Source organism: Streptomyces sp. NPDC050388, from assembly GCF_040655635.1.
GTDB lineage: Bacteria > Actinomycetota > Actinomycetes > Streptomycetales > Streptomycetaceae > Streptomyces.
In genome coordinates, this window is sequence record NZ_JBFAKH010000010.1 from 71,332 (window position 1) to 92,028 (window position 20,697).

General features: G+C 71.7%; 18 protein-coding genes and 1 pseudogene. 10 read left to right on the forward strand and 9 right to left on the reverse strand.

What is annotated here, in order from left to right; translation table 11 throughout:
* The 7 genes and pseudogenes from AB0I73_RS08035 to AB0I73_RS08065 form a co-directional block, all read left to right on the forward strand.
* On the forward strand, window positions 1–660 hold the full coding sequence (locus tag AB0I73_RS08035) for a CoA transferase subunit B (protein WP_363034932.1): 660 nt from the start codon (window positions 1–3) through the stop codon (window positions 658–660).
* Window positions 661–838: 178 nt separating this feature from the next.
* A complete protein-coding gene (locus tag AB0I73_RS08040) occupies window positions 839–2,377 on the forward strand; it encodes a PHB depolymerase family esterase (protein WP_363034934.1) in 1,539 nt (512 codons plus the stop codon).
* Between the two features lie 568 nt (window positions 2,378–2,945).
* Window positions 2,946–3,743 carry a 3-hydroxybutyrate dehydrogenase gene (locus AB0I73_RS08045; RefSeq protein WP_363034936.1) on the forward strand — a complete coding sequence of 266 codons (798 nt, stop codon included), beginning with the start codon at window positions 2,946–2,948 and terminating at the stop codon, window positions 3,741–3,743.
* A 95-nt stretch (window positions 3,744–3,838) separates the two neighbouring features.
* Window positions 3,839–5,233 (forward strand): MFS transporter, encoded by a 1,395-nt coding sequence (locus AB0I73_RS08050; RefSeq protein ID WP_363034938.1) that lies wholly within the window; start codon window positions 3,839–3,841, stop codon window positions 5,231–5,233.
* Window positions 5,234–5,421: 188 nt separating this feature from the next.
* Window positions 5,422–7,365: a GAF domain-containing protein gene (locus tag AB0I73_RS08055; RefSeq protein ID WP_363034940.1), complete on the forward strand. Its 1,944-nt coding sequence runs from the start codon at window positions 5,422–5,424 to the stop codon at window positions 7,363–7,365.
* A gap of 92 nt (window positions 7,366–7,457) precedes the next feature.
* Window positions 7,458–8,261, forward strand: a complete 804-nt coding sequence (locus AB0I73_RS08060; RefSeq protein WP_363034942.1) for an SAM-dependent methyltransferase — start codon at window positions 7,458–7,460, stop codon at window positions 8,259–8,261.
* Between the two features lie 47 nt (window positions 8,262–8,308).
* Window positions 8,309–9,063: pseudogene (locus tag AB0I73_RS08065) on the forward strand (hypothetical protein); the annotation flags it as partial.
* Between the two features lie 69 nt (window positions 9,064–9,132).
* On the opposite strand, the gene AB0I73_RS08070 reads toward AB0I73_RS08065, so the two are convergent.
* Genes AB0I73_RS08070 through AB0I73_RS08095 form a run of 6 tightly spaced genes read right to left on the reverse strand, consistent with a single transcriptional unit; the run spans window position 9,133 to window position 14,678 of the window.
* Window positions 9,133–10,008 (reverse strand): alpha/beta fold hydrolase, encoded by an 876-nt coding sequence (locus AB0I73_RS08070; RefSeq protein ID WP_363035046.1) that lies wholly within the window; start codon window positions 10,006–10,008, stop codon window positions 9,133–9,135.
* Window positions 10,009–10,028: 20 nt separating this feature from the next.
* Window positions 10,029–11,087: a branched-chain amino acid ABC transporter permease gene (locus AB0I73_RS08075; protein WP_363034944.1), complete on the reverse strand. Its 1,059-nt coding sequence runs from the start codon at window positions 11,085–11,087 to the stop codon at window positions 10,029–10,031.
* Window positions 11,084–12,010 (reverse strand): branched-chain amino acid ABC transporter permease, encoded by a 927-nt coding sequence (locus tag AB0I73_RS08080; protein WP_363034946.1) that lies wholly within the window; start codon window positions 12,008–12,010, stop codon window positions 11,084–11,086. Before AB0I73_RS08080 ends, AB0I73_RS08075 begins: the two co-directional genes overlap by 4 nt.
* Window positions 12,010–12,750 carry an ABC transporter ATP-binding protein gene (locus tag AB0I73_RS08085; RefSeq protein WP_363034948.1) on the reverse strand — a complete coding sequence of 247 codons (741 nt, stop codon included), beginning with the start codon at window positions 12,748–12,750 and terminating at the stop codon, window positions 12,010–12,012. The genes AB0I73_RS08080 and AB0I73_RS08085 overlap by 1 nt, the downstream gene beginning before the upstream one ends.
* Complete coding sequence (locus AB0I73_RS08090) at window positions 12,750–13,490, reverse strand: ABC transporter ATP-binding protein (protein WP_363034950.1); 741 nt, start codon at window positions 13,488–13,490, stop codon at window positions 12,750–12,752. The genes AB0I73_RS08085 and AB0I73_RS08090 overlap by 1 nt, the downstream gene beginning before the upstream one ends.
* Before the next feature lie 3 nt (window positions 13,491–13,493).
* Window positions 13,494–14,678 (reverse strand): substrate-binding domain-containing protein, encoded by a 1,185-nt coding sequence (locus AB0I73_RS08095; protein WP_363034952.1) that lies wholly within the window; start codon window positions 14,676–14,678, stop codon window positions 13,494–13,496.
* A gap of 811 nt (window positions 14,679–15,489) precedes the next feature.
* Here AB0I73_RS08095 and AB0I73_RS08100 point away from each other — a divergent pair.
* Entirely contained in the window at window positions 15,490–16,758 is a 1,269-nt protein-coding gene (locus AB0I73_RS08100) for an aminotransferase class I/II-fold pyridoxal phosphate-dependent enzyme (protein ID WP_363034954.1), read from the forward strand.
* A gap of 325 nt (window positions 16,759–17,083) precedes the next feature.
* On the opposite strand, the gene AB0I73_RS08105 is transcribed toward AB0I73_RS08100, so the two are convergent.
* The gene (locus AB0I73_RS08105) at window positions 17,084–17,800 is read right to left on the reverse strand and encodes an MFS transporter (RefSeq protein WP_363034956.1); all 717 of its coding nucleotides are present in this window, start codon (window positions 17,798–17,800) and stop codon (window positions 17,084–17,086) included.
* Here AB0I73_RS08105 and AB0I73_RS08110 point away from each other — a divergent pair.
* Window positions 17,699–18,118 (forward strand): hypothetical protein, encoded by a 420-nt coding sequence (locus AB0I73_RS08110; protein ID WP_363035054.1) that lies wholly within the window; start codon window positions 17,699–17,701, stop codon window positions 18,116–18,118. The two genes, AB0I73_RS08105 and AB0I73_RS08110, sit on opposite strands and share 102 nt — an antisense overlap.
* Window positions 18,119–18,622: 504 nt before the next feature.
* Complete coding sequence (locus AB0I73_RS08115; RefSeq protein ID WP_363034958.1) at window positions 18,623–19,267, forward strand: CBS domain-containing protein; 645 nt, start codon at window positions 18,623–18,625, stop codon at window positions 19,265–19,267.
* Window positions 19,268–19,661: 394 nt separating this feature from the next.
* Here AB0I73_RS08115 and AB0I73_RS08120 read toward each other — a convergent pair whose 3' ends face one another.
* Both AB0I73_RS08120 and AB0I73_RS08125 read right to left on the reverse strand, forming a co-directional pair.
* Window positions 19,662–20,285, reverse strand: coding sequence for a sulfocyanin-like copper-binding protein (locus tag AB0I73_RS08120; RefSeq protein ID WP_363034960.1), 624 nt, complete (start codon window positions 20,283–20,285; stop codon window positions 19,662–19,664).
* Window positions 20,282–20,557, reverse strand: a complete 276-nt coding sequence (locus tag AB0I73_RS08125) for a hypothetical protein (RefSeq protein WP_363034961.1) — start codon at window positions 20,555–20,557, stop codon at window positions 20,282–20,284. The genes AB0I73_RS08120 and AB0I73_RS08125 overlap by 4 nt, the downstream gene beginning before the upstream one ends.
* Between the last annotated feature and the right edge of the window lie 140 nt (window positions 20,558–20,697).

Here is a 20,697-nt window from a genome sequence, read left to right on the forward strand (position 1 = left end):
ATGGCGCTCACTCGCGAGCAGATGGCGGCCCGGGCGGCCCGCGAACTGGTGGACGGCACGTACGTCAACCTCGGCATCGGCCTGCCCACACTGATCCCGAACCACCTCCCGCCGGGGGTCGAGGTGGTGCTGCAGTCCGAGAACGGCATTCTCGGCGTCGGCCCCTACCCGCTCGAGGAGGAACTCGACGCGGACCTGATCAACGCGGGCAAGGAGACGGTGACCACCCTGCCCGGGGCGTCGTTCTTCGACTCCGCGCTGTCCTTCGGCATGATCCGCGGCGAGCACATCGACGCCGCGGTGCTGGGCGCCATGCAGGTGTCGTCCTCCGGGGACCTGGCGAACTGGATGATCCCGGGGAAGATGGTCAAGGGCATGGGCGGTGCCATGGACCTGGTGCACGGGGCGCGCCGGGTCATCGTGCTGATGGAGCACACCGCCAAGGACGGCAGCCCCAAGCTCGTCGAGCGGTGCGATCTGCCGCTGACCGGCACCGGGGTCGTCCAGCGCGTCATCACCGATCTCGCCGTCATCGACATCACGCCGGAGGGTTTCTCGCTGGCCGAACTCGCTCCCGGCGTCGGTGTCGACGAGGTACGCGCCGCGACGGGGGCCGAGCTGCGCGTTCCCGCCCAGCTGGAGACGGTGGCCGGTGTCTGAGTAGCAGATGCCACCCGGCGGCACAACCCGTTCGGGTCCACATCGTGGCAAGCAGGCTGTGGTGCTCCCTGCCATATCGTTGCGCGTTGAACGGATCCTACGGTGCCGACACCGGGCTGCTCCAACTGTTCCACGCCGAGGAGCGGCCCGGTGTCCCCCACTGCACCGAGGAGCCGCCATGCAACCGTCGTCCTTCCGGGGCGCCGTCGTTCCGCTGTCCCGTACTTCGTCCGCACCGCCTGCCGATCCGCCGCCGCGCCCGGCGGGGGGTGTGTGGCGCGGACTGCTGTCCCGTCTTGTGGCCGTCGTGGCCCTCGCCCTCGCGGCTGCCCTGGTCGGCCCGGCACCGACCGCTCAGGCTGCGGTCGGCCTGACCAGGGTCACCGACTTCGGCGCCAACCCGGGCCAGTTGAATATGTACGTCTACCGGCCCGCGTCCCTGCCCGCCAAGCCGGCGGTGGTGTTCGCCCTGCACGGCTGCGGCCAGAACGCCCAAATGTACGCCGACAACTCCGGCCTGCCCGAACTCGCCGACCGACACGGGTTCCTGGTGGTGTTCGCCGAGACCACTTTCTCGAACCACATGAACAAGTGCTTCAACTGGTACCAGACCACCGACATCCGCAGAGGCCAGGGCGAAGCCGCATCGATCCGGCAGATGGCCGCGCACGCGGTCTCCGCCTACGGCGCGGACGCCGGGCGGACCTACGTCACCGGCCTGTCCGCCGGCGGCGCCATGACGTCGGTGATGCTCGCCATGTACCCGGACGTCTTCCAGGCCGGCGCGGTCGTCGCGGGTCTGCCCTACGGTTGCGCCAGCGACGTCACGGTCGCCTTGAGGTGCATGGACCCCGGAGTCGGCCTGACCCCGGACCAATGGGCGAAGCGGGTCCGCGACGCCAATCCCTCGTGGTCCGGACCCTGGCCCCGCGTGGCCATCTGGCACGGTGACAACGACCCCACGGTCGTCCCGCTCAACGCCGACGAACTGCGCGACCAGTGGACTGCACTGCACGGCCTGTCCCAGAAGCCGACCCGCACGTCCGTGATCGGCCCGAACTCCACCCGGCACGAGGAGTACGTCGCCGCGGACGACTCGGTGGCCGTCGAGGTGAACCGGGTCCCGAAGATCGGGCACGCCACGCCGGTCGACCCCGGCAGCGGGCCCCAGCAGTGCGGCAGCACCGGCACCGTCAACTTCCAGGCCTCCATCTGCTCCAGCCACTGGATCGCCCAGTTCTTCGGCCTGGACGACTCCGACCCCGGGCGTGAGGGGCTGCCCGCTCCGACCGGCCTGGCCCCGACCGGCGTCACGGACACCACCGTCGGGCTGAGCTGGGACGCCGTCGACGGCGCCGGAAGCTACGCCGTCCGCCGCGACGGTGTCCTGATCGGCACGGCGGACTCCACGTCCTACACCGACACCGGCCTGACCCCGGGCTCCTCCCACACCTACGCGGTCGCCGCCCGTGACGCGGACGGCAAGACGGGACGGTTCTCCAGCGAGGTCACCGCGCGGACCACCGGCGCCACCGCCGTCTGCTGGACCGCCACCAACTACGCCCACGTACAGGCGGGACGCGCCACGACCAGCGGCGGCTACACCTACGCCAAGGGCTCCCAGCAGAACATGGGCCTGTACAACATGTTCGTCAGCCACACCCTGAAGGAGTCACCCGCCGGACACTTCACCATCGCGGACGGAACCTGCAACTGACGCAGGGCCGGCCATGACTGTGGACGTCTCCCCGCACCATCCACGGTCCCGTGCCCGTCATGGTGGCGGCCCACCTGAGGGAAGCCGCCGCCGTGGCGGGCACACACGTTCCCGTACCGAGCTTGCCGCCTGGCCTCCGGCCCGTCCATCCATGGCGAGCCGACCACGGCGGGAACCGTGGCCTCCGGTCAGACCGACCCGGCGGACCGGGCCGGACTCACGGCCGAGGACCTCACCGTTCCCGACGGCGTACCCGGTACCCAGAGGGCAACACCGGTCTCGACCTCCACCGCCTTGGAGAAGTGGCTCACCACCGGGCACCGCCCGCCGGCCACGCCGTCACCCGGCCCGAGGGCGCCGATCCGGCGGCCCTGCTCACCGACTGCCGCCTCGACAAGCGACGCACCCGCGGCGTCCGTGACGAAACGTCACGGACGCCGCAGGGTCCATCCCACGGAGTGGGCCACGTCACGCCTTGCCTTGTAGGTATAGCCGCTATGGAGGTAGCTCTTACTGTGTGGGTTACATACATAGGTGTGTCTGGGTGGTGTCCGTACTGTTTCCGGCCATGACAAGCGAATTCCCTCCTCCCACCGACCACTCGGCGCCGACCGGCGCCGGCGTGGACCTGACGTCCCGGGCCGCTCTGGTCACCGGTGGCGGCAGCGGCATCGGCAAGGCGTGCGCCACGGCGCTGGCCGCCGCGGGTGCCACCGTGCACGTGGTCGACCGGGACGCCGATTCGGCCAAGGAGGTCGCCGCCGAGATCGGGGGCGAGGCGCACGTCGTCGACCTGGCCGACCCGGCCGCGATCGAGGCACTGCCGACCGAGGTCGACATCCTGGTCAACAACGCCGGCCTGCAGCACGTGGCGCCCCTGACCGAGTTCCCGCCGGAACGGTTCGCCCTCATCCAGCAGGTGATGGTCACCGCCCCCTTCCTGCTGATGCGCCGCAGCCTGCCGCACATGTACGCGCAGGGCTGGGGACGGCTGATCAACCTCTCCAGCGTCCACGGACTGCGGGCCAGCGCCTACAAGTCCGCCTACGTGGCCGCCAAACACGCGCTGGAGGGCCTGAGCAAGGTGGCCGCGCTCGAGGGTGCCGCCCACGGTGTGACCAGCAACTGCATCAACCCCGGCTACGTCCGTACCCCCCTGGTCGAGAACCAGATCCGCGACCAGGCCGCCGCGCACGGAATCAGCCCCGACGACGTCCTGACCGATGTGCTGCTGACCCGCTCACCCATCAAACGCCTGCTGGAGGCGGAGGAGGTCGCCGCGGCCGCGCTGTGGCTGTGCGCCGACCACAGCAGCTACATCACCGGAACCTCACTGCCCCTCGACGGCGGCTGGGGAGCCAACTGACCCGCCGCACCCCGGGCGCCGCTCCTGCGCCGCCCTCGTCCCCATGACTGCCCCCCACGCCTGTCCCCGCACCTCACCCGAGAATCGGTGAACCCATGTCCGAGACCACAACCGCCAAGCCGGACGAGCCCCGCTCCGGCGGCATCGCCCGCATCGTCGGGGCGAGCCTGATCGGCACCACCGTCGAGTGGTACGACTTCTTCCTCTACGGCTCCGCCGCCGCGCTGGTGTTCAACACCCTCTTCTTCCCCAGCAGCGACCCGCTGGTGGGCACGCTGCTCGCCTTCATGACCTACGCGATCGGGTTCCTGGCCCGGCCGATCGGCGGCATGGTCTTCGGGCACTACGGCGACAAGATCGGCCGTAAGAAGCTGCTCGTGCTCAGCCTGCTGATGATGGGCGGCGCCACCTTCGCCATGGGTCTGCTGCCCACCTACGGCAGCATCGGCGTCGGCGCCCCGATCCTGCTCACCGTCCTGCGCCTGATCCAGGGCTTCGCCCTGGGCGGCGAATGGGGCGGCGCCGTGCTGATCGTCTCCGAGCACGGAGGCGAAAAGCACCGCGGTTTCTGGGCCTCCTGGCCGCAGTGCGGCGTCCCCGCCGGCAACCTGCTGGCCACCGCCGTTCTCGCGCTGCTGGCCACCATTCAGTCCGAGGAGGCGTTCCTTTCCTGGGGCTGGCGCATCCCCTTCCTGCTCTCCGGCGTCCTGGTCGTGGTCGGACTGTGGATCCGCATCTCGGTGTCCGAATCGCCGGTCTTCCTCGCCGCCCAGGCCAAGGCCGAAGCGGACGCCGCCAAGGGGGTCAAGGACGAGGCGCCCGTCATCGAGGTCTTCCGCCGCAGCTGGCGTGAGGTGCTCGGGGCCATCGGTGTCCGGTTCGGCGAGAACATCTCCTACTACATCGTGACCTCCTTCCTGCTGGTCTACGTCACCACCCACCTGGAGCTGCCGAAGAGCACCGCGCTGAACGCGGTCCTGATCGCCTCCGCCGTCCACTTCGTCACCATCCCGCTGTGGGGGGCGCTCTCCGACCGCATCGGCCGCAGGCCCGTGACGCTGATCGGCGCAGTCGGCATGGCCGTGTGGATCTTCGTCTTCTTCTCCATGGTCGACACGGAGTCCTTCACCGTGATCACCCTCTCGGTCACCGTGGGCCTGCTGCTCCACGGCGCCATGTACGGGCCGCAGGCCGCCTTCGTCTCCGAGATGTTCGACACCAAGGTCCGCTACTCCGGGGCCTCCGTGGGCTCACAGCTCGCCTCCATCGTCGCCGGCGCTCTCGCCCCCATCATCGCCGTCGAGCTCCTCAGGCGTTACGAGTCCTGGACGCCCATCGCGGTGTACGTCTGTGCCTCCGCGGTGGTCACCGCCATCACCGCCGTCGTCATCAAGGAGACCCGCGGCCGTGACCTGACCGTCTCGATCGCGGACGAGCCGGCGAAGCAGCAGCGGCAGGAGGCATCGCTCACCGGCACCGACCGGGTCTAGAAGTCCAGAGGCCCAGAGGCCCAAGGGCCCAGAGGCCCAAGGGCCCAGAGGCCACCGTGTCGCGGTCCGCCCCGTGAAGGAGAATACGGGCGGACCGCGGCATGCCCGTCCGCAGACACCGTGCCCGCCACGCAGGCCACCACAGCCCGTCCACACACCAGCCGCGCAGCTGGAGGGAGGACTGCCCCATGCACCCCGTGAGCCCCGCGACCGTCGGCAGCGACCCCTCCCACACGACGACGGCCGCACTCCGGCAGCTCCTCGACCTGCTCGCCGCCGACGCACCCGTCGAACACCTGGCCCAGCCCGCGGCCCGGGCCCGCGCGGCCGGAGCCGACCCGAGCGAGCAGGCCGTCATCGACGAGGCCACCCGGACCGCACTGGACATCCACCGGACCCTGGCCCAGCGCCGACGCCGGGAGGCCGAACTCGCCGCCCTCTTCGACACCGCGAGCGACCTGGCCGCACTGCGCGACCTGGACGCCGTACTGCGGGCCATCGTGCACCGGGCCAGAACCCTGCTGGGCACCGACACCGCGTACATGACCCTGAACGACCCCACGGCCGACGACACGTTCATGCGGGTGACCGCCGGCTCGGTCTCCGCCAAGTTCCAGCAACTGCGCCTCGCCATGGGGGAGGGGCTCGGTGGTCTGGTCGCGCAGACCGCCCGCCCCTACGCGAGCACCGACTACCGCACCGACCGCCGTTTCAAGCACACCGGAACCATCGACGAGGGAGTCGACGAGGAGGGCCTGCGCGGCATCCTCGGCGTGCCCCTGCGCGTCGGCCGGCGCGTGATCGGCGTCCTGTTCGCCGGAGACCGCGCTCCGCGCGACTTCACCCCCGAGGCCATCGCCCTGCTCTCCTCCCTGGCCGACCACGCCGCCGTGGCCATCGACGGCGCGCGACTGCTGGAGGAGACCCGCTCCGCGCTGGTCGAGCTGAACGCCGCCAACGAAACGGCCCGGGCCCACAGCGAAGACCTGCACCGCGCGGCCGACGCCCACGACCGGCTCACCGACCTGGTCCTCAGAGGCGGCGACGTCGACGACGTCACCCGCGAGATCGCCGCCCTCCTCGGCGGCGGCCTGGCCGTTCACGACGCGGACGGCACCGAACTCGCCCGCCTGGGAACCGGCCCGGTCCGCCCGCCCGAGCAGGGGATCGAAGCCTCCCGCCGAGGCGGACGGGCCGTCCCCGTCGACGGCAACTGGGTGTGCGCCGTCCTGGCGGGCCCGGAACTCCTCGGCAGCCTGGTGCTCACCGACCGGGCCGATCTCACCGACGCCGACCGGCGTCTGTTCGAACGGGCCGGCATGGTCACCGCCCTCCTGCTGCTCCTGCGCCGGTCCGTGGCCGAGGCCGAGGACCGGGTGCGCGGCGAACTCCTCGACGACCTGCTCACCGCCCAATCCCCCGGAAGCCACCGCAACATCGGCAGTCTGACGCTGCGTGCCAGAAAACTGGACATCAATCTCGCCCAGCCGCACGCGGTGCTCGTCCTCAACTGCGACCCGGACCTGCGCTCACGCCTGCTGATCGAGGCGGCACGCCGTGCCCGCACGCTCGGCGGCCTGGCCGGCACCCGCAACGGGCACACCGTCCTGCTGGCACCCACCTCGGCTCCGGGCCCCCTCGCCCAGGAACTCGCCCAAGGCCTCTCCCGGGGCCTGGGCACCCCCATCACCGTCGGAGCAGCGGGCCCCGGCACGGGCCCCGAACACCTCCCCGACACCTACGACGAGGCACGCCGCTGCCTCGAAGCCCTCGAAGCGCTCGGCCGCACCGGCACCGGCGCCGGCCTGGCCGACCTCGGCTTCCTAGGGGTGCTCCTCGGCGACCGGGCGGACATCCACGGATACGTGGACCGCGTCCTGGGCCCCGTACTCGCCTACGACGCCCAGCGCGGCACCGAACTCGCCCGCACCCTCAGCGCCTACTACGACCACGGCGCCAGCCTCGCCAGAGCCAAGGACGCCCTGCACGTCCACGTCAACACCGTGGTCCAACGCCTCGACCGGGTCGCCCAACTCCTCGGCCCCGACTGGAACACGCCCGGCAAGGCCCTGGAGATCCAAGTCGCCCTGAGCCTGCACCACCTCGCCCAGAACCCGCTGCACGGCCACTGAGCTGGGTCCGGCGACCGGCGCTGTGAGTCCAACACCGAGCTCGAACACGGAAGTTGAGAGCTCCGAAGGCCGCTGTGTGTCATGCTTCGATCATGACTGACCGAGGAGCCCGGGGCAGCGGGCTGCAGACCGATCGACCCCACTCGGCGCGTGTGTGGGACTACCTGCTCGGCGGGAAGAACCACTACCCGGTGGACAGTCAGGCCGGTGACCTGATCCTCCAGAACTTCCCCGAGTTCGCGGCCGTCGCCCGCGTGCAACGGCGCTTCCTGGTGCGAGCGGTGCGGTTCCTGGCGCGCGACGCCGGGATCCGCCAGTTCCTCGACATCGGCACCGGGTTGCCCACCGCCAACAACACCCACGAGGTCGCCCAGGACATCGCGCCGGAAAGCAAGATCGTCTACGTGGACAACGACCCCATCGTCCTCGCCCACGCCGACGCCTTGCTGCGCAGTACGCCGGAAGGAAAGTGCGCCTACCTCGACGCCGATGTGCGCGATCCGCGGAAGATCCTCACCCAGGCGGCCCGCACACTGGACTTCGACCGGCCCATCGGCCTGATGCTGCTCAACATCATGGGCCAGGTCTCGGACGAGGAGGGGCCCGAGCGGATCATGGCCGAGCTGATCGACGCGTTGCCACCGGGCAGCCATGTGGCCCTGAGCGACGGCACGGCCACCGACGAGCGACTCCAGGCGGCCGTCGAGGCGTACAACGCGCAGTCCGTCAACACGTACCACCTGCGCTCGCCCGAGCACATCGGGAGCTTCCTGCAGGGGCTGCGTCTGGTCGAACCGGGCCTGGTCAGGTCTGCCGACTGGCGTCCGGACCCCGACTCCGCGGCCGTCACCCACGAGCAGGGCCACGCCGTCGGGGCGGTGGGCCTGAAGGAGTAGGGCCGAACCGGGAGAGGAGTGCAGGGAGAGAACGTGCCCTGCGTCGGAGCTGGTCATGACGTGCGCACGGCTGTCATCTGCGGGCCGTGGCCGACGCGCCCGTGGACGGGCGGCGGGTAGTGGTCCGTCTCCGGGTGCGGCGCCTGGGGTGTCCCACGCGCGGCCGCCGCCACACCTTCCGCGGGCAGGCGCCCGGATTCCGGAGCGGCACCGACGGCGTACAGCCCGTTCGACCAGGCAGGTCAAGCCCGTGGTCAAGGAGTCGGCGGGCCGGGCCGGGCGGGGCACGCCTGCCGACGGCACTCGCGGTGCGCCTGTCGCGTCACACGGCCCTGCGCGCCCTGCTGCGGGTCCCGTGGCCCACCGGGCGGGTGCCCCGGGCGACCGGCGTCGACGACTTCGCCCCGTGCCGGCGGCACCGCTGTGCCACGTCGGTGACCGACGCCGAGAGCCATGAGCGCGTCGGCCGTGCTGCCCGGCCGCACGGCCGACGCACTTCAGGCGCGGCTGCGCGAGCATCCGGGCACCGAGGCCGTGTGCCGGGACGGTTCCGCTGAAGCCCCGCCCAGGAAGCGCCGACACGCTCGAGCTCTGGAACGCCCAGGTCCACGCGGCCGACCTGCCGCACCCGCACGCCTTCACCCGCGGTCCGGAGCGGGACCGTGACGCCGTGACCGCCGCGTTCACGCTCCCGTACCACAACGGTGGGACCGGAGGCGTCACCCCCAGGACCGAGCTGATCGCGCGGCAGACGTACGGGCGGACAGGCTTCCCGCTCCTCCGCCACCGCGTCCTCCTCGGCCGACGTGACCCCCTGTCACCACCGAACGTGATAGAGGGCCGCCGACCGGGCGCCCACAACCGGCGCGCCTCACCACCTGCCCGAAGTGTGCGTCGAGGCCCGCACGGCGGTCGCGACCTCGCCGACGGCCGGCGGGAACAGGATCGAGTAGTGGTTGGTGTCGCCGATACACCGGGCGGGCATCCGGTCGGGGTCAAGGGCAGCCGCGGCGATACGACCCGGATCGTAGAGGGCCTGCGGTTCGTCGAGCAGGCCGCGTTCGGCCCAGAGCAGGGCGCCGTGCACATGTGGCTGATGGATGGCGGCCAGGGTTTCGGGGTCACTGAGCACGTCGGCGCCGTCCGCGCGTACCGCGTCGAGTACGCAGCTGCTGCGCAGCTCGGGTGAGCGACCTGTGAGGTCGCGGTCGACGTAGGCGGCCACCTGTGGGCTCCAGTGCGGGGCGAGCGCGGGGTGGGCCCGGAAGAACTCGAGGTAGGCCTCTCGGTCTTCGAAGGTCATCGACAGCCGGTCCATCGCCGGGCCGATGACGGCCTGCAGCAGCTCGTCGATGGTGGTGCCCGGGGGGGCGGGAAAACCCAGGCCGCCGTCGACCAGGACCACGCGCGGGAAGCGCTCCGGGTGCCGGGCGGCGGCCAGGGCGGCGACGAAAGCGCCCATGGAGTGGCCGAGGAGCACCGCCTGCCGCCGGCCGAGGTGGTCGAGCAGCGCGAGGATGTCGCGGACGTGGGCGGCCAGGCCGTACGGACCGGGCAGAGCCGCGCTGGCGGCTCGGCCCCGCAGGTCGGGAGCGTAGAAATCGGCGTCGGGCAACGCTTCGGCCACGGCGGCGAAGGCCAGGGAGTTGGCGGTGATGCCGTGCAGCGCGATGACCGGCGGGCCGTCGCCCGGCCACCGGGTGACGGCGAGTTCACCGCCGTCCACCGGGGCGGTGAGACTCTGCATGATGCCTCGGGTGGGCACGGTCACGAACTCCTCCTCCGGCCCAGGGCGACGATGCCGCCGGGGGCCGCGTAGACGGCGATGATGAAGAGCGCACCCAGAATCAGCATGGGCTCCACGCCGAGGTTCCAGCCACCGAGCCGCTGGTCGAGGTAGGTGAAGAGCACCCCGCCGACGATCGGCCCCCAGCGGGTGCCGCTACCGCCCAGCACCGCCATGACCAGCAGGGTGAGCGTGAACTCCGAGGTGGAGGTGTGCGGAGTGGCGCCCGCGGTGACCAAGAGGTGCAGCACGCCGCCGAGAAGGGCGAGTGCGGAAGCGAGGGTGAAGGCGCCGAGCTTGTAGGCGAACGGGCTGCGGCCGAGGACCGCGACGCGCTGTTCGTTGTCGCGGATCCCCTGCCAGACGCGGCCGACCGGGCGGGCGGTGGCGATCCACACGACGGTGGCGACCAGGGCCAGGTAGCCGAGGGCGAGCCAGTAGATGTTGGCGGTGTTCTGCACGCCGACCAGCGCTGCCGGCACCCCGTCGGTGTGCAGTGGCAGGCCCTCCTCGCCGCCGGTGAGACCGCCGGGGTTGCGCTCCACCCAGATCGCGCCCGCCTGGGCGAAGGCCAGGGTGACCATGGCGAAGCCGACGCCGCCGAGGGCGAGCGTGCGCAACGAGATGGCGCCGAGGACGAGGGCGGCCACAGTGCCGAGAACCAGGGTGAGCAGGGCGGCGGGCAGCAGACCGAGGCCGAGTTCGGCCATGGCCAGCTGCGTGCCGTAGGCGCCGCCGGCGATGTACAGGGCGTGGCCGAAGGACAGCAGTCCGGTGCGGCCGAACATCAGGTCGTAGCCGAGCGCGAGCGCGCCGAAGACCAGGCAGAGCGCGAACAGCTGCAGTGATCCCGGGGAGTTGACCGGGCCGTCGAGGAGTACGGGGATGTCCACCGCCGAGTACGGCAGCAGCGCGAGCACCAGCAGCACGGCGGCCGGGACGGTCACCGACCGGACCCGCCGCAGACGCCCGGCCCGCGGTGCTGCGGACCGCTTCACCGGTGCGGCGGGGGTCGCCTGCGGGGTACGGGTGGCGGTCATGCCGTGCCTCCTGCGGATTGTGCCCGGGGTGCGGTGAACGCGCGCCGCAGCCGCTGCAGCGGCGAGTCGGTGCCGGCCTTCGGCCGGGCCAGCACCACGGCGGCGAGCAGGATGATGACGGCGAGGTCGCCGTAGCCGCCCGCGTAGTAGTTGGCGTACTGCTGCACCAGGCCCACGCTGAGTGCGGACAGCGCGACGCCGGTGATCGAGCCGAGGCCACCGATGATCACGACGACGAAGGCGAAGATGAGCAGCGACGTTCCCTGATGGGGGGAGAGCGAGCTGAAGTAGATTCCGCCCAGCACGCCGGCGAGCCCCGCCAGGGCACCGCCGAGCGCGAAGACGAGGGTGAAGGCCCGGGTGACGTCGATGCCCAGCGCCGTCACCATCGCCCGGTCCTCGACCCCGGCGCGGACGATGAGCCCGTAGCGGGTACGGGACAGGAACATCTGGACGCCGAAGAGAACGAGTACCGCCACCGCGATCAGCAGGAAGCGGTTGACGGGCACCTGGGCGCCGAGCACCCCGACGGTGCCGCTCAGCGCGTCCGGCACCGGGAAGGCGCGGGCGTCGGCGCCCCAGATGGTCTGTACCGCCGCCGGAATGGCCAGTGAGAGCCCGACGGTGACCAGGATCTGCTCCTTGACCCGGCCGTACAGCCGCCGGATGAGAACCAGCTCCACCACCACCGCCAGGGCGAGGCCGGTGGCCGTTCCCACCACGGCTGCCAGCAGCAGCCCCGGAACCCCGCCGACCGCCTCGGCGGTGAGCCAGGCGGTGTAGCCGGCGACGGTGAGGAACGCGCCGTGCGCGAAGTTCAGCACGTCCATCAGCCCGAAGATCAGGGCCAGACCGGAAGCGATGAGGAAGTACAGGGCCCCCAGGCCGAGACCGGTCAGGGTGAGCAGGACGAGGGTGTCCATCAGGCGGCTCCGTTCTTCGAGTGGCTGCCGACACCCAGCAGCGCGGTCGTCCGCTCCGTGTCCGCGAGCAGTTCGCGCGCGTCACCGGTGTGCACCACCTGTCCGGCGTCCAGCACGACGGCGCTGCGAGCCAGTCGGCGGACGACGGCGAGGTTCTGTTCGACCAGCAGGAGCGGCACCCGCTCCGCGGCGCGCTCCAGGACCTCGGCGGCCTCGGTGACCACGCGGGGAGCCAGGCCCTTGGTGGGTTCGTCCACGATGACCAGAGCGTTGTCGTTGAGCAGGGTCCGGGCGAGGGCGACCATCTGCTGCTGGCCGCCGGACAGGGTGCCGGCGCGCTGGCCGCTGCGGGTGGCGAGTTCGGGGAACAGATCGTGCACGAGGTCGTAGTGGTGGGCGCTGCCCGGGCGTTCGGCCAGGGCGAGGTTCTCGGCGACGGTCAGGCCGGCGAAGATCCCGCGGTCCTCGGGGGCGTATCCGATGCCGCGGCGTACCGTGCGGTGGGTGGGTTCGGCGGTGATGTCGTGGCCGTCGAAAGTGACGCGGCCCGCGCTCACCTGTCCGCCGTCGGGCAGCAGTCCGAGGACCGCGCGGATCGTGGTGGTCTTGCCGACGCCGTTGCGCCCCAGCAGGGCGGTCACCCCGGAGGCCGGGACGTCGAAACTGATGCCCTTGAGGATGTGCGACCCGGCGATGTTCACTTCGAGGCCGCTGACGGTGAGTATCGGTGGAGATGACATCAGAGCTCGTCTCCCAGGTAGGCCTGCTGGACGGTCGCGTTCGCCATGACCTCGGCCGGTGCCGCGGCGGCGAGCAGTTGTCCGTGGTGCATGACGGCGACCCGGTCGGCCAGGCCGAGTACCACTTCCATGTGATGCTCGACGAGCATCACGGTCCGGCCCTCGTCGCGGTGCAGCGAACGGATGAGGTCGGTGAGTTCGCCGGTCTCCTCCGCGGCCACACCCGCCATCGGCTCGTCGAGCAGCATCAACCGCGCTCCGGCCGAGCCGCCGGCGAGGGTGGGCGCGAGAAGCATCGCCAACTCGAGTTTGCGCTTGTCGCCGTGGGACAGGCCGGCCGCGAGATCGGCGCCGCGGTCGGCCAGGCGAACCCGGGCCAGCACCCCCGTCACGTCGGCCGCGCTCACACGGCGCACCCCGGCGGACCGGGCGGCCAGCTCCACGTGTTCGGCCACCGTCATGGTCGAAAAGACCGAGGACGACTGGAAGGTCCGCCCGATGCCCCGGCGAGAACGCCGGTGCGGCGGCAGGGAGGTGATGTCGTGACCGTCGAGGCGGATGGTGCCGCCGGTCGGAGAGGTCAGGCCGGAGACGAGGTTGAACAGGGAGGTCTTTCCGGCCCCGTTGGGGCCGATGACGGCCAGCAGTTCTCCCTCGCGCACGGCGAGGGACACCTCGTTGATGATGCCGGCGCCACCGACCGACCAGCTGAGCCGGTCCAGTTGCAGTACGGGCGTCATGCGTCAGCCGATCTTCTTCTCGGCGGGCGCGACCTGCTCGGCGGGGAAGGTCCTTGACACCTCCGGGTGGTCGGCCGAGGCGAACTTCGCCTGGAAGGTGGGCTGCAGCAGTGCGTGGTCGCCCGCCCGTACGGTGTTCTTCCCCTTGACCCCGGAGAAGGTGAAGCCCTCCAGGGCCTTGATCATGGCGTCGGTGTCCCCGTCCGCTCCACCGGCCTTGATGGCCTCGACGACCATCTGGGCGGCGTTGAAGCCGTCCGGCGAGAACAGGTCCTCGTCCCACTTCTTCTTCGCGAAGTACGCCCGCATGGCCTCGGCCTCCGGCGTGCTGGTGGCCTCGGGCACGTAGTGGGCCAGCAGGGTGACCTTCTCGCGGGCCTTGCCGAAGACCGGGTAACTGGCCCGGATGTCCAGGCCGGTGACGACGGTGGCGGCATCCAGCACGCCCTGCTGGTCCAGGGTGGACCACATCGACTGGGCGGTGTCTCCCGCCCAGGCGACGAAGACCATGTCCGGCTCGGCCGCCTTGACCTTGCTCGCCACGGGGGTCAGATCGGTGGCGCTGGGCGGCGCCAGCACCGAGGTCACCGTGGTGCCGCCGGTGCCCAGCACGGACTTGACGGCCTCGGCGTTGGCCTGCCCGAAGGCGCTGTCCTGGGCCAGGACGACGACCTTCTTGCCCCGGGAGTCGCCCAGGATGTGCTTGGCGGTCGTCACGTCCTGGTAGGTCTGACGTCCGGAGCGGAAGGTGTAGCGGTTGACGCCGGTGACCGCGTCGGTGGCCGCGGGTCCGCTGATGTACAGCGTCTTGTTCTGCGCCGCCACCGGGGCGATCTGGGTGGCCACCCCGGAGGCCGCGGTGCCGGCGATGATCGGCACCCCCTGGCCGATGCGCTTCTTGGCCAGGGAGACGCCCTTGGCCGGATCACCGGCGTCGTCGTCCTTCAGCACGGTGACCTTGATGCCGTCGACGGCGCCGGTGCCTTCGGTGGCGTGGTCGAGGCCGGCTTCGAAGCCTTGCAGGTACTGCTCGCCGTAGGAGGCCAGCGGCCCACTGGTGGAGGTGACGAGGGCGACCTTCACCTCCTTCGACTCGGAGGCGGTGCTGCTGCCCGGGCTGGAGCACGCAGCGGTGAACGCGGCGGCGATCGCGGCCGCGGTGGCGGGAAGAAGAACGGATCTACGCATGGCCGTATGGCTCCTCAATGCGACGACGGATACGCCCCAGGGGTCCATCACGGATTCGGTTCCTGAGCGACGTCCGGGCAGTGTGTTTCACGCCACCTGGACGCCACAATGTGGCTCACCCCCATGTGGCACTGTCCGGCTATGTCTGTGGCGCCCATCGGTGGCGCCTGTCTGTGGCGGTGGGGTGATCAGGGACAGCCGTCGTCGGCGATGACGAACTGGACGCCGCAATGTGGCTCACCTCCATGTGGCACTGTCCGGCTATGTCCGTGGCGCCTATCGGTGGCGCCTGTCGGTTCTCTCGGGCCCTTGCGGGCGAGTCGGTCAAGGCGCGTCGGACGGGGTGCGGTGGCGCATGCAGTGCGGTGAACAGTTGCGTGAAGCCGTCCTGCCCGGGCCGGCGTTCGGTCAGGCGGACCTTCTCCCGGACCAGACCGGGCAGGCCGCACCGTTCGGCCAGGCGGGCCGCCGGACCTGCGCGAGCTCCCCGGCATCCTGGGCTTTGACCGGGTCATCGACTCGGTCATGCCCCTCGGTTCCGGTCCCGGAGGACCGCGCCACCCGTCCCGCACGGAGCCGGCGGGACCCGGGCGCGGGTGCGGCTGCCGGACACGGTGGCACCGGCTCGCCGGACGACCGGCCAGGGAGGGCCGATCACACCGGCTGCCAGGCGTCCACCGGCAGCCGGTCCGGCGACCGCTCGCCCCGTCAGTTCTCCCGGCCGGCACGCGGGGGAAACGGAGTACTGTCCAGCAGGACGATCGCACGGTCACCACACAGGCCCGGTCCTCCCGGGCGAGGGGAGCTACGCATGAGCGAGGCCACGCACCACTCACCCTCCGAGCCCGAGCCCGGGGACGGCGACCGCACCGACCCGCTGGCCAGGCTGTCCCTGGACCAGTTGCGGCAGCGCACCAGCATGAAGTGGCGCACGCACCCCGAGGACGTCCTCCCGCTCTGGGTGGCGGAGATGGACGTCCCCCTGGCCCCCGCCGTCGCCGACGCGCTGCACCGGGCCGTCGACCTGGGGGACACCGGATACCCGTACGGCACCGCTTACGCCGAAGCCCTCGCCGACTTCGCCGCCGCGCGATGGCGGTGGGAGGGCCTGCGGGTGGAGAACACCGCGATCGTGCCCGACGTCATGCTGGGCATCGTCGAGGTCCTCCGCCTCATCACCGGCCCCGGCGACGCGGTCGTCGTCTGCTCACCCGTCTACCCGCCGTTCTACGCGTTCGTCGCGCACGACGGCCGGGACGTCGTCGAGGCCCGCCTGGGCCCCGACCGGCGGATCGACCTCGCCGACCTCGAAGACGCCTTCATACGCGCACGGCGACACGGTCGCCGCGCGGCCTTCCTGATGAGCAACCCGCACAATCCGACCGGTGTCGTCCACACCCGCGCGGAGCTCGAAGCGATCGCCGCGCTCGCCCGCCGGCACGGTGTCCGGGTGGTCTCCGACGAGATCCACGCCCCGCTGGTGCTGCCGGGAGCCGTCTTCACACCGTTTCTCAGCGTCCCCGGCTCCGAGAACGGGTTCGCCCTGACCTCCGCGTCCAAGGCGTGGAACCTGGCCGGCCTCAAGGCCGCCGTGGCCATCGCCGGCACCGAGGCCGCGGACGACCTTCGACGCATGCCCGAAGAGGTCGGCCACGGCCCCAGCCACCTGGGCGTCCTCGCCCACACCGCGGCGTTCCGCGACGGCACCGACTGGCTCGACGAACTCCTGCTCGGACTCGACGACAACCGGAGCCTGCTGGGCAAGCTGATCGACGAACACCTCCCCGGCGTGGGGTACGTCCCGCCCCAGGGCACCTACCTCGCCTGGCTGGACTGCACCGGGCTCGGACTGCACGACGACGGTCCGGCCGACGGACCGGGCGTCGTCAGCGACCTCGCCGGACCGGCGAGGATGTTCCTGGACGAGGCTCGCGTCGCCCTCAGCTCCGGGCACGTCTTCGGCACCGGCGGCGCGGGATGCGTACGTCTCAACTTCGCGACCTCACCGGCGATCCTGCGCCGGGCGCTCGCACGCATGGGACGCGCGCTCACCGGCCTCGACCGAGCACCCCGCACCTGACACCGACCGCCGCCGACGCTCGGAAACTCTGCGGCTCGGCCCCGTATAGCCCCCGTACAGCCTGGGGAGATGCTGTCTGAAGTCACCGCCACCCGCTATCTCGTGCCCTTGCGGTCCGGCGGCTCCGTGCCCGGGCTCGTCGAGGCCGACGACCTCGGCACCTACGTCGTCAAGTTGTCCACCTAGAAGGTCACGCTGGATGCCGTCCACCTTCCCCAGCCGCCGTTCGGGCAGAGGGCAGTGCTGTTCGGCCCCCAGCGCCTGACCTTCGTCGACACGGCGGCATGGAGTCCGCGCCCGGCCCGGAGGCCATGTGCTGCTTGGCCTACTCGTTTTGGGGCGGGACCAGCCACAGGGCGATGACGGCGGAGAGTGCGGCCACGCCCGTGGCCACGAGGAACGCGTCGTCGAAGCCGGAGGTGGCTTGGGTGCCGGTGTGGGCGGCGATGCCGGCGGCTGCGGCGCTGGAGACGGTCGCGGCGCCGGCCGAGGCGCCGAACTCGTGGAAGGTGCTGACGATTCCGGAGGCCACGCCGGCCTCGTGCGGGGCGACGCTGCCCAGTGCGGTGGCCGAGGCGACCACGAACAGGGCGCCCAGGCCGGCCGCCGCGACGCTCACGCCGACGACCACGGCGGTAGTCCCGGGCCAGAGCACCGGGACGAGGAATCCGGCGGCCGCGATGAGCAGGGCGACCGCTGCCAGCGACCGGGCCCCGAGGCGGCCGATCACGCGGCCGGCGGCGGTGGCGGCGGCCATGGTCAGCAGCGCCACCGGGAGGAACAGCACGCCGGTCGTCAGGGCGCCGTGGCCCTGGTGGTTCTGGAGGTAGAAGGAGCCGAGGAAGAAGACCCCCACCATCAAAGCCGTGGCCACCGCGATCACGAAGATGCCCGCCGCGACCGGGCGTCGGCCGAGCAGGCGGAGGTCGTCGATGCGGCGATGAGTCGTGCCATCGACCGGGGTAACGAGGCGTTGGACGCGATCGATCTGTCCGGAGATCCGCTCGTCGCGCTGGCGCGTTACGTCGAGGTCGGCTGGCATCCGGTGGATGAGGCGCGGGCCTTGCTCGTCGCCGCCCAGCGGGAACTGCCCGCGGGGCGCATCCGTGAGCTGCACAGCGGCCCCGCCGCCCGGGTGGAGACACTGGTCGCCCGCGGCCGCGCCGAGGGGGTCTTCCGCACGGACCTGCCGATCGCCTGGCTGGTCAATGTCCTGCACTCGGTCATGCACAGCGCCGCCGACGAGATCCGCGCCGGCCGTCTCGCCTCCGACCGCGCCGCCGCCCACATCACCGCCACGGTGCTGGCCGCCTTCACCCCGCCGGGAAAGCCGGTGCCGGAACCCGGCGCGGGAGCGTGACACCGACAGTCCGGAGAAAACGCAGCGCACGGCAGCGGAAGCCACCGAAGGCGACGGCTGCTGACAAGGCGGCCGTGGGCGAGACGGTGCACATCCGGCGGGTGTCTGCGTCCGCCCGCTGCGGACCTCCCCGCGCGGTGAGTCTCATGCCCGCCGGCTGGCCTCGGGACTGGTGAGGCCGCATGTCGGGGGGCGCGTATTCGCGGCTGAAGCCCGCGGCTCAATGACGCCGAGGGAGCGGTCAGGAAGCTACCTGATCGTCCCCCTCGGCAAGCGCACGGGCCAGGCGTCCAGCGTCGCTGGCATCTGCCGCGCGCTCGGCCGCACTCCTGGCCGTGGGACCGCCGACCTCCCCGCCAGGCCGAACGTCACTGGTCGCCGGAGCGGTGCGGTGCTGTCATGGGGAGGGAGGACGGCGTGGACGAGCCGGCAAGGGCGCGGAGGCCGGCGCGCCGCGTGCGGTCCGCCCGGGCAGACCGTCGCACAGCGGAGGAGGCCGATGCCATGCTGTACCGCCGCACGGTCGGGGACGTGATGACCGAGGAGGTCGTCACCTTCCGCCCCGCCACACCACTCCAGGAGGTCGCCGCCCTGCTGGACGCGAACGACATCGTCGCGGCCCCGGTCGTCGACGAGGACGGCGCTCCCGTCGGCGTCGTGTCCGCCTCCGACGTGCTGCGACACGAGACCGGCCTGCCCGATCCGCAGGGCCAGGACGGAAACGACGAGCGCTCCTGGGGCAAGGCCCGGGCCCGGACCGCGGGCGCGCTCATGAGCAGCCCCGTCTTCACCGCCCGCGCCGACTGGACGATCCCCCGGGCCGCGCGGGAACTCCGCAGGCGGCACGTCAAGCAGCTGCCGGTGGTCGGCGACGACGGGCTCCTCACCGGCATCGTCACCCGCAGCGACCTGCTCGACGCCTTCATCCGCTCCGACGCCGAGATCCGCGGCGAGGTCGAGCGGGACGTCCTGGGGCGCCTCCTCGGCCTGGGCGAGGGCACCGTCGCGGTCGAGGTCCGGGACGGGGCCGTCACCCTTCGGGGGCACGTCCCGGAACCGCGGCTCGTTCCGGTGGTCGTGGGGCTCTGCCAGGGCGTCGACGGTGTCGTCGCCGTGGACGCCCACCTCGCCGCCGCCCGGGCGGGCTGAGTGTTCTGCCCCGGGAGGGCCGACCCCCGGGGCAGTCGAGCAGCTCCCGGCACGAGACCGTCCCCGCCCACGATCACTCTCCGTCTGTCGCGTCTGATGCGAGAATTCCGCATCAGGTGCGAACCTGGGGGCGTCTTCGCAGGTCAACCGCCCGATGGAGTGACGCAGCCACAAAGGCGCCGACGTGACGGCTGTCGTGGTTCCGCCCGATGCCGAGGTCCAACGTCCCTGGTGGGACCGCTCGCCCGCAGTTCGGGGGTGACCTCCGGGTCGGGTGTCGTCTCTTCGCCTCCGATGCAATTGGCGTCGGTAGGACCGACGGAACCGCCATTGGCGCTGAGCAGTCGATGAGGAGTGAGCGTCCACATCCGAGCGGCTGACCGTCGAGCGCGCCCTACCGGCTGGTGACGTCGAATTCGTCGTACATGCCGGCCGCGTAGTGGCCGGGCATGTTGCACACCAGCTCATAGCGGCCGGGGCGGAGGGGCAGAGTGGTCCAGCCCGCCGTGCCGGAGGTGATGCCGTCGCCCGCGCCGCCGCCGCAGCTGCGCGAGGCCTCGCCCAGGCTGCCCGCCTCGCTGACCTTCCCGTCCGAGCCGACCGGCCGTTCGCCCACGGTCTGGCCGGCCCGCAGCGGCAGCACGACGACCTCGTGGGTGGGGGCTCCGGCGTTGACCACCCGCAGCGACACGGTGCCGGCGGGAACCGTGCTCGGCGCGGCGCGCAGCCACATCATGCCCATGCCGGACCCGCCGGACCCGCCGGGTTCGCCGCCTGGCGGGACGTGTCCGCGGGGGGCGCCCATCATCCCGCCCATGTCGCCGACGGTCACATCGACCACCTGGCCGGCCAGCGAGGGTGGGCTGCACCGTGCCCCTGGCCCCGTACGGCCGGCCGGGGCGGGTCCACGGAAGGCGCCGATGGCGGCGAGCGATATCGTCGTGGCCACGCCCAGGACCAGCGCGGCGATCGCACCGGCGATGACCAGCCACACCCCGCGGCGCCGCTGCGCGTTCACCGGTGCTCCCGCAGCAGCACCAGGCGGCGTTTGTACTCCTCCTCGTCGATCTCCCCGCGGGCGAACCGCTCGGCGAGCAGGTCTTCCGCTCGCCTGCTGCCCCACCCCGGTTCACCGGATGCGGGAGGCGGGCCGGGCTGGTGGCCGCGGTGGGTGGCCGTGAGGTAGCGGACGAGTGCGATGACCGCGGCGACCACCACGGCCCAGAACAGCACCGTGATCACGAGCATGAGGAACCAGGCGCCCCATCCCCAGCCGCCGTACCACATCATCCCGATCACCTTCCCTCGGCTGATGCGGAACTCCTGTCTCCAGTGTCGGTGACGAACGGCCTTCCTGAGCGGGGGCACACAGTTCCTACCAGGGCCAAACGGCCCGTCGGCCGTTTCCTCGCCGCCCATGCCTCCAGGCC